General features: G+C 67.5%; 3 protein-coding genes. All 3 read right to left on the bottom strand.

Annotation, left to right across the window (positions count from 1 at the left end):
- Nucleotides 1-121: 121 nt before the first annotated feature.
- Nucleotides 122-1,213: a nucleotidyltransferase family protein gene (locus AC1D15_RS28695; RefSeq protein WP_477828693.1), complete on the bottom strand. Its 1,092-nt coding sequence runs from the start codon at nucleotides 1,211-1,213 to the stop codon at nucleotides 122-124.
- An 8-nt stretch (nucleotides 1,214-1,221) separates the two neighbouring features.
- Nucleotides 1,222-1,770, bottom strand: a complete 549-nt coding sequence (gene rfbC / locus AC1D15_RS28690; protein WP_477828692.1) for a dTDP-4-dehydrorhamnose 3,5-epimerase — start codon at nucleotides 1,768-1,770, stop codon at nucleotides 1,222-1,224.
- Nucleotides 1,770-2,108 (bottom strand): sugar phosphate nucleotidyltransferase (locus AC1D15_RS28685; RefSeq protein WP_477828691.1); only part of this gene is annotated, 339 nt, incomplete at its 5' end. The genes rfbC and AC1D15_RS28685, both read right to left, overlap by 1 nt.

Here is a 2,108-nt window from a genome sequence, read left to right as displayed (position 1 = left end):
CCCCCGAAGCCGAGCTTCTTCGTGGAGTCGGCCCGCCAGGGCCGACCGCCGAGGCTGAGCCCCCAGCCCATCCCCTCACCCGCCGCGCCGCGACGCGCCGCGCCGCGCAGAACCAGAAGACTCAAGCCCGTGCGTCAGACCAACGCAGCGTGCATTCCTCGTCGCCCTGGTAGAACGTCTTGCCCTTGCGATCCACGCAGTACAAAGGCGCCACGATCATGTCCGTGAACGTCTGCCCCTCACCGATCCGCGTGTACTCGAACAGCACGCTGTGCACCACCTTCGAGTTGCGCCGCAGGTGGCTGCCCGTGCCGATCCACGTCGGCCCCTGGATCGTCACGCCCGGCTCGATCTCCACGCCCGAGCCGATGTACACCGGCCCGTTGATCGTCACCTCGTCCCACGGCACCCGCGTGTTCAGCCCCACCCACACGCCCGGCCGCACCTCGCGCCCCGGCATGTCCATCTGCGCCACCTCGCCGCGCAGCACCCGCTGCAGCACGCTCCAGTAGTCGCTCACGCGCCCGATGTCGATCCAGTTGAAGAAGCGGCTCTGCGCATAGAACGGCAGCTGGCGCTCCACCATCAGCGGGAACAGCTGGCTGCCGATGTCGAACACCGCGCCGCTCGGCACGAGATCGAGCACCGACGGCTCGAAGATGTAGATGCCCGTCGAGGCCAGCGTGCTGTGCGCCTCCTCCGGCTTCGGCTTCTCCTGGAACGACTCGACATGGCCGTCCTTGTCGCACTTCACGATGCCGTAGTTCTGCACCTCGCTGCGCGGCACGTCCAGCGTCACCACGCTCGCCAACGCCCCCTTGCTGCGGTGCTCGAACAGCGCCGCGCCGAAGTCCAGGTCGATCAGTGCATCGCCGCACAGCACGATGGTCGTCTCGTCGAAGAAGCCGGAGAAATCCTGGATCTTCTTCATGCCGCCGGCCGAACCCATCGGCTTCGGCACGATCTCGCCGTGCTCGCGCGCGCCTTCGTACGAATAGCCGATCTCGACACCCCAACGGTGGCCGTCGCCGAAATGGCTCTCGATCTTGCGGTGGTTGAACGCGACGTTGACCATGATCTGCCGCACGCCATAGCGCGCCAGGTGCTCGATCRGGTACTCCATCACCGGCTTGCCGAGGATCGGCACCATCGGCTTCGGCAGGTCGCGCGTCAGCGGACGCACGCGCGTGCCCTGGCCGGCCGCGAGGATCATCGCCTTCGTCATTCGAGCCTCGCTTCCCGCAGCGGCAACGCCGCCGCGTCCTTGGCCGACAGCTGCGGCGCGCCACCGACGTCGGGCCAGRCGATCCCGAGCTCGGGATCGTCCCAGCGCACGCAGCCCTCTTCCTTCGGCGCGTAGTAGTCGGTCGTCTTGTAGAGGAAGTCGGCCGTCTCGCTCAGCACCAGGAAGCCGTGCGCCAGGCCGGGCGGGATCCACAGCTGCCGGTTGTTCTCGGCGCTCAGCTCCATGCCCACCCAGCGGCCGAAGGTCGGGCTCGCGCGGCGGATGTCGACCGCGACATCGAACACCGCGCCGCTCGTCACCCGCACCAGCTTGCCTTGCGCATGCGGCGCGTACTGGAAGTGCAGCCCGCGCAGCACCCCGCGCGCCGAGCGCGAATGGTTGTCCTGCACGAAGACGGTCTCGCGCCCGACCGCCTCGGCGAAGACGCGGCCGTTGTAGCTCTCCATGAAGAAGCCGCGCGCATCGCCGAACACCTTCGGCTCGAACGCCAGCACGTCGGCAATCTCTGTCTTGATGACCTTCATCAGAACACCTTGTCGTGCATCAGTTGCAGCAGGTACTGGCCGTAGCCGCTCTTGGCCAAGGGCTTGGCCAGCGCTTCGAGCTGCGCCGACGTGATCCAGCCCTTGCGCCAGCAGATCTCCTCGGGGCAGCAGGCCTTCAGGCCTTGCCGCTTCTCGAGCGTCTGGATGAAGGCGCTCGCCTCCAGCAGCGAATCGTGCGTGCCGGTGTCGAGCCACGCGTCGCCGCGGCCGAAGATCTGCACTTCGAGCGTGCCGGCCTCGAGGTACAGCCGGTTCAGGTCGGTGATCTCCAGCTCGCCGCGCGGGCTCGGCTTCAGGCTCTTCGCATACGACACGAC

It is taken from the genome of Rhizobacter sp. P2_H2 (assembly GCF_056403375.1).
Note: the sequence above shows the minus strand (reverse complement) of the source record. Positions and strands in the feature narration are given on the sequence as shown.